Genomic DNA, 6,465 nt, shown 5'->3' with positions numbered 1-6,465 from the left:
CCGAGTTCGCCGGCCGGGACCTCCTGTCCGGTGTCGTCGACGATCCGCACGCGCGTGTGTGGCACGGGACGCCCGACCGAGCCCAGCTTGGACAGTGCGTGCTCGCGGTCGAGGAAGGTGTCGCCGGAGACGGTCTCGGTGAGGCCGTAGGCGTCGGCGAACCAGGCGTTGGGGAAGGCGTGCATGATGCGGCGCAGCACCGGCTCGGGGGTCTTCTCGCCGCCGCCCAGGATGAAGCGGACCGAGGAGGTGTCGTACGACTCCCGGTCCGGGACCTCCAGGACCGCGTTGACCATGGCGGGCGCGAGCCACGCGTTGGTGACCCCGTGCTCCTGGATCGCCCGTAGGGCGCCCTCCGGGTCGAACTTTCGCTGGAGCACCACGCCGCCGCCCGCGTACAGGACGGCGAGGGCGGGCATGTCGAGGCCGCCCACGTGGTAGAGCGGGCCGCAGACCAACGTGGTGTCCGCCGACGTCAGGCCGAAGTGCACGATGTGCGCCAGGTTCTTCGCCTGCACGTTCCCGTACGTGATGCGCACGCCCTTGGGGCGTGAGGTGGTGCCGGAGGTGTACATCAGCCGCTGGAGGTCGTCGGGGCCGACGTCCACGGCGGCGACCTCGGCCCCCTGGTGCCGGTCGAGCAGCGCCTCGTACGCGGTCCACTCGGACCCGGGGGCCTCCCCGTCCACCAGGATCCGGTGCTCCAGGCCGGCGAACTTCGCGGCGATGCGGTCCGTGGGCCGCAGGAACTCCGGCTCGGTGACGATCACCTTCGCCTCGGCGTGCTCCAGGATGTACGCCCATTCCTCCTCGGACAGGCGGTAGTTCAACGGCAGGAACACCGCCCCGATGCGATTGGTCGCATGGACCAGCTCGATGAACTCGGGCCGGTTGTAGAGGAGCAGGGCCACGACGTCGCCGCGCCCGACGCCCCATTCCGTCAGACCGGCGGCCAGCCGGTTCACCCGTTCATGGAGCCCGCGCACCGTCAGGCGCCGGTCGTCCTGCGTCACGACCACGGCGTCGGGCCGTTGGGTCAGGTGGTAGTCGAGGATGCTCGAGAAATTGTGCACGGCTCTCTCTCGCTCTGTGTCCGCGATTTACTGTACCGAGTGGTCTATAAAACCTGTGCGGCGAACTCTACGACGGGGTGTGCGCCTCGACAACGGTCCACTCGGCTTCGGGGTCGAGGGGCAGGCCGGGTCGTTCGCGCTTGAACGCCTCCGCCGCCCCCTCCACGTCCGGGAGGGCGGCGCCGGGGGCGCCGAACCCGCGCAGCAGGGTGTCGCAGTACTCGCGCGAGAGCCGGGCGGCGTTCCAGCGGCCGTCCGGCTTCGCCCACTGGTAGGTGTGGTTGTGCAGGTTGAGGAACTGCAGGGTGGCCACGCGTGGGTCGACCGCGCGGAAACTGCCCCGCTCGCCGGCCTCGATGATCAGTCCCCTGACCAGCCGCTCGAACTCGGCGCGCTGGCCGAGCAGTTTCTGCAGGGGGGCGCCGGTGAGACTGCGGTAGTCGTGCTCGTAGACCCAGATGTGGTCGAGCCTGCGGAAGATGATCGTCAGCAGGGACTCCGACAGCAGGCGCAGCCGTACCAGGGGGTCGGCGTCCAGCGCCGCGATCTGCCGGGCCCGGGACAGCAGGGGGGTCATCACCCGGGCCTGGATCTCGATCAGCAGGTTCTCCTTCGAGTCGATGTAGTAGTACAGCGCTCCCTTGGCGAGCCCGACCGCCCGGCCCAGGTCGTTGACGGAGGTCGCCGCGTAACCCCGGCGGGCGAACAGTTCGGCGGCCGTGTCGATGATCTTCTGACGTCTGACCTCGAAGCCCGGCCCATGGCCCGGTGGTCTGGGCATTGCTGTTCTCCCCGCTCGATGCGTCGCGTGTCGGGACGGTGCGCCCCGTACCCGCATCCGGACGCCCGTACGAAGCAGTTTGCTAGACCAGACGGTACATTAAAAGCGGCCTCAGGCGGTGCGGATGCGCCGCCGCGCGGGGTGATGCGGAGGGGGGATGGCCCGGGAGCAGGTCCTGGGCCATCCCCCTTCCGTGTGTGCCCTCCGTCGTTCAGACGGTCGCGACCGGCGTCAGCGGACTGCCCTGTGTTCCGGGCAGGTTGAGCGGGGGAGCGGTGAGGAGGAAGCGGGTGCGGTTGTGCTCGCGCAGCCAGGCGGCGAGGTCGTGGAGGTACCACATCTCGCCCATCGGGACGCCCAGCTTGAACAGGCACAGGTGGTGCAGCGGGAGCAGGGTGTGCGGGCCCTGGGCCTGGGTGACGCCGACGCCCTCGATCGCGTAGTTGTCCGAGGCGATGGCGGAGATCTGCGACTCGGCGATCCAGTTCAGCAGGTCTGGGTCGTCCGCGTCGAGGTAGGCGGCGGTCTGGTGGATGGCGACCGGGTCCGGGTTCTTCTCCCAGGCGAGGATCTGGGTGGCGAAACCGGTGTGGATGAGGAGGATGTCCCCGGGCTCCACGACGACGTCGTCCGCCGTCATGATGTCCTGGAGCTGCTTGAAGTTGACCGCCTGGAAACCGGTGCCGAGGTGGTGCGCGATGTCGATGAGGACGCCGCGGCCCTGGACGCCGTGCTCGGCCATCTTCTCCAGGCCGAGGTGACGGGCGAAGCTCAGACTGCCGCTGCCGTCGCCCTTGGCGTCCTCCTGCGGGCCCACGAGGTCGGACCCGGGCCGGAAGCCGTTGTAGTAGATGGGCTCGGCGACCCCGTCGCCGTCGGCGTCGAACTCGGCGCCCTGGTGGGCGAGGGAGTCCCACTGGGTCGAGTACTGCAGCCAGAGGGTCACCACGTCGTCGGACCAGACGTCGATGAGGTCGGGCGAGAAGTGCTCGCTGGCCTTGATGTTGTAGAAGACGTCCTGCTGGTGCTGGAGGTCCTCGGTGGGCCTGAGGATCGGCGGGTAGCGGCGCTGGTTCAGCGAGGTGCCGCCCGGATAGTCCAGCGGCAGGCTCAGGCTGAACGTGATGCCCTGCTCGACCTCGCGCACCCCCTGGAGCACCTTCTCGGGGGTCAGCAGGTTGATGCGCCCCAGCTCGTCGTCCTCGCCGAAGTCTCCCCAGGTGGAGCCGGGGGGTCGCTGCTTCCAACGCTTCGTCACGATAAACGCCTCCTCAGATCACGGTCCTCGTTGACAGCACTCCGCATGCTAGGGAGATTGTACCGCTCGGTCAACAAGTCTGATTGCTCGGCATGGAGGCTTCATATTACCTCGATGCAGGTAATAGACTGACTGGTCGAAACGACTGTCAACGTCTATCCCATGGAGAGGTGCAATGAGCGAATCCACACAGGCGTGGGTCGCGGCGGGCGTGCGTGCCGTGATCGGCGCGCACACGCAGGCCCAGGACGCCGGCCGCACCGACGAGATCGTCGCGCTGTACACACCCGACGCGGTTCTGGAGCTGCCGGGCACGGACCCCCTCCAGGGGCACGATGCGCTGCGCGCCGCCTTCAAGGGGTGGGAACCCACCCTGCCGCAACTGCACCTGGTGACCAACACGGTCGTCACCTCCACCGGCCCCGACGAGGCGACGGCGGTGAGCGACGTGCTCTTCGTGCAGCGCGGCGAGACCGGCTGGGCCCCGCAGGTCGTGGGCCGCTACGACGACTCGTTCCGACGGGTCGACGGAACCTGGCTGCTGCAGCGCAGGAAGACGACCTACCAGGTCTAGCGACACCCGTAGTCCACCCCCTTCCACCCTGGAGAGACATGAGTACGACCTCTGCCGACGCCGAGGCGTCGGTCGCCGCCGGTGTGCAGTCCGCCGTCGCCGCCTACGCGCAGGCGCTGGACGCCGGCCGCAATGACGACATCGCCGACCTGTTCGTGCCCGACGGTGTCGCCGAGATAGCGGGCGTGGCCACCTTCGAGGGCCGCGACGCGATCAGGGAGGGATACACGGCCTTCGCACCGACGCAGCCCCAGCTGCACCTGACCGCCAACACGGTCGTCACCTCGTTCACCGAGGAGGAGGCCACCGCGGTCAGCAACCTGGCCTTCCTCCAGCGCGGCGAGTCGGGCTGGGCGGTGGCACTGGTCGGCCGGTACGACGACACGCTGAGCCTGCACGACGGCGTGTGGAAGTTCCGGCGCCGCGTCACGACCTTCCAGCCCTGAGCACGCCCGCTCCGCCGGGACGCCCGTGCCGCCTGATCCACCGGCGGCACGGGCGTCCTCGCGCTCAGGCCTTCGAGCTCGGGGCCTTCGAGTTCGGCCCGGTGGGGAAGGCGAACGCCGGGAAGTCGTTGCCGACCGACTCGCGGATCAGCTCCTGGAGCTTCCAGCGGCCCGTCGGGTTCAGCAGCTGCTTGATCGCCTTGCCGGGGATGTTGGCCCCGTAGAAGTAGCTGCTCTTGAGGAAGGACGACTGGCCCCCGCTGTCGTTGACCAGGTCCGTCCACTCCTGCTCGGCGGCGTCCGTGACCGCCACGACGTCGTGCCCGTGCTCGCGGGCGTGGACGAGCAGGTCCATGACGTAGTCGACCTGGTCGCCGGAGTAGCGCGGGTTGTTGCCGAGGGCGCCGTGCGGGCCGCCGGGGAAGTAGAAGTTCGGGAAGCCGACGGTGGTCACGCCCAGGTAGGTGGACGGGCCGTCCGCCCAGTACTCCTTGAGCGACCGGCCGTCGCGGCCGACCACGCCCAGGCGGTTGAGCGCGCCGGTGCCGAAGTCGTAGCCGGTGGCCCAGATGACGACGTCGAACTCCTGGTGTCCCTCGGAGGTCTCGATCCCGGTCTCGGTGATGCGGACGATCGGCGTCTCGTTGATGTCGACGAGCTCGACGGTCGGCTTGTTGTACGCCTCGTAGTAGCCGGTGCCGAAGGGAGGCCGCCGGCCGCCGTAGCCGTGCCCCTTGGGGATCAGCTTCTCCGCCGTCGCCGGGTCCTTGACGATGGAGCGGATCTTGGCGGCGATGAACTCGCAGAACTCCTCGTTGACCGTGGCGTTCGTGGTCATGTCGTAGTAGTGCTCGGAGAGCTTGGTGAAGCCGGGGCTGTTCCACTTCTCCTCGTAGAACTCCTGGCGCTGCTCGGGGGTGTCCTCCAGGCCCGACCGCATGGTGATCTGGTGCAGGAAGCCGCTCACCGAGGTCTGCAGCGTGTCGCGGATGGACTCGAAGCCGCCCTTGAGCTCAGCCTGTTCCTCGGCGGTGATCGGCCGGTTGTTGAGCGGGGTGAGCCAGTCGGCCACCTTCTGGTACACGGTGAGGTGGGCCACCTCGTCGGCGATCGCGGGCACGATCTGGACGCCGCTGGAGCCCGTGCCGATCTGGGCCACGCGTTTGCCGGTGAAGTCCACGGGTGTCTTGGGCCAGCGGCCGGTGTGGTGCTGCTCGCCGCGGAAGTCCGCGCGCCCCGGGATGTCCGGGACGAACGGCACGGAGAGGATGCCGGTCGCGGCGACGAGATGGCGCGCCCGGTGCGCGCCGCCGTCCTCGGTGCGCACGGTCCAGGTGGCGGTGGCCTCGTCCCAGACGGCCGCGGTCGCCTTCGCGCCGAACACCATGTGGCGCCGCAGGTCGAACCGGTCGACCACGTGGTTGAAGTAGCGCTCGATCTCCGGCTGGCCCGCGAAGTGCTCCGACCACTCCCACTCCTCCCACAGCTCCTTGGAGAACAGGTAGCCGTAGGTGTAGCTCTCGGAGTCGAAGCGGGCCTCGGGGTAGCGGTTCCAGTACCAGGTGCCGCCGACCCCGCTGCCCGCCTCCAGCAGCCGCACGGTGAAGCCGCTCTCCTGGGCCCGGTACAGCTGGTAGATGCCGGTGACGCCGGCGCCGATGACCAGTACGTCGACGAGGCCCTGGTCCGCCGGGCCCGTCGTCGTCGTTTCGCTCATGTGCTCTCCCGCGTGAGCCTCGATTGATTTGTCGACCGGTCGATCGAATAATGGCCGAGGGTAGAGGAGGCGCCGGATTCGTTCAATGGACGCGAATCTCGCCGGGGTCATTGATTGTACCGACCGTCTGGTCTAACTTTCGCTCAGGGATGCGAAGCCGCACCACGGGAGTCAGTCATGAGTGACAAGAGTGTCGAAGAAGCCACCGATCTGCGGGCCGCGGGCTGGAAGGCCATGCGGGCCGCCCTGCCCGGCGTGTTCCCCGAGGGGGACCTCGATCTGCGGGACGGCCGCCTCGGCGAGGACCTCGTCGACATCGGCCTCATCAGTGTGTGGGGAGCGCTGTGGGGACGCGCGGGCCTCGCCCCGCGCGACCGCAGCCTCGTCACGCTCGGCATCCTCATCGCCCTCGGGGCGGAGACCGAGCTCAAGACCCATGTGCGTATCGCGCTGACGAACGGACTGACCCAGGACGAGATCGCCGAGGTCATCTACCACTCCAGCGGCTACACCGGCTTCCCGCGGGCGGTCGCCGCCCGCACCGCCGCCCGCGAGGCGCTGGAGGGCTGACCGCCCCGCCGGGACGCACACTCGTCCCGACCCCACACCGAGCACA

Annotated in this window: 7 protein-coding genes; 3 read left to right on the top strand and 4 right to left on the bottom strand. The window is 68.9% G+C overall.

Translation table 11 applies throughout. The features are described 5' to 3' along the window. The 3 genes from ABZ464_RS44765 to ABZ464_RS44755 all read right to left on the bottom strand — a co-directional run. A partial coding sequence (locus ABZ464_RS44765; protein ID WP_359287688.1) for an AMP-binding protein occupies positions 1 to 1,073 on the bottom strand: 1,073 nt, incomplete at its 3' end. 67 nt (positions 1,074 to 1,140) lie between these two features. Further along, positions 1,141 to 1,854: a TetR/AcrR family transcriptional regulator gene (locus tag ABZ464_RS44760; protein WP_359287687.1), complete on the bottom strand. Its 714-nt coding sequence runs from the start codon at positions 1,852 to 1,854 to the stop codon at positions 1,141 to 1,143. Between the two features lie 211 nt (positions 1,855 to 2,065). Next, positions 2,066 to 3,112 (bottom strand): cyclase family protein, encoded by a 1,047-nt coding sequence (locus ABZ464_RS44755; protein WP_359287686.1) that lies wholly within the window; start codon positions 3,110 to 3,112, stop codon positions 2,066 to 2,068. Between the two features lie 175 nt (positions 3,113 to 3,287). On the opposite strand from ABZ464_RS44755, the gene ABZ464_RS44750 reads away from it, so the two are divergent. Both ABZ464_RS44750 and ABZ464_RS44745 read left to right on the top strand, forming a co-directional pair. Next, positions 3,288 to 3,686 carry a nuclear transport factor 2 family protein gene (locus ABZ464_RS44750; protein WP_359287685.1) on the top strand — a complete coding sequence of 133 codons (399 nt, stop codon included), beginning with the start codon at positions 3,288 to 3,290 and terminating at the stop codon, positions 3,684 to 3,686. A gap of 38 nt (positions 3,687 to 3,724) precedes the next feature. Next, entirely contained in the window at positions 3,725 to 4,132 is a 408-nt protein-coding gene (locus ABZ464_RS44745; RefSeq protein ID WP_359287684.1) for a nuclear transport factor 2 family protein, read from the top strand. Between the two features lie 64 nt (positions 4,133 to 4,196). Here the strand turns inward: ABZ464_RS44745 and ABZ464_RS44740 are convergent, their stop codons facing one another. Further along, on the bottom strand, positions 4,197 to 5,849 hold the full coding sequence (locus ABZ464_RS44740; protein ID WP_359287683.1) for an NAD(P)/FAD-dependent oxidoreductase: 1,653 nt from the start codon (positions 5,847 to 5,849) through the stop codon (positions 4,197 to 4,199). 177 nt (positions 5,850 to 6,026) lie between these two features. Here ABZ464_RS44740 and ABZ464_RS44735 point away from each other — a divergent pair, with 177 nt between their 5' ends. After that, on the top strand, positions 6,027 to 6,419 hold the full coding sequence (locus ABZ464_RS44735) for a carboxymuconolactone decarboxylase family protein (RefSeq protein WP_359287682.1): 393 nt from the start codon (positions 6,027 to 6,029) through the stop codon (positions 6,417 to 6,419). Positions 6,420 to 6,465 lie beyond the last annotated feature (46 nt).

Origin of the sequence: Streptomyces sp. NPDC005820 (assembly GCF_040630255.1) — a bacterium.
GTDB lineage: Bacteria > Actinomycetota > Actinomycetes > Streptomycetales > Streptomycetaceae > Streptomyces.
This window is presented reverse-complemented; position numbering and strand designations above follow the sequence as displayed.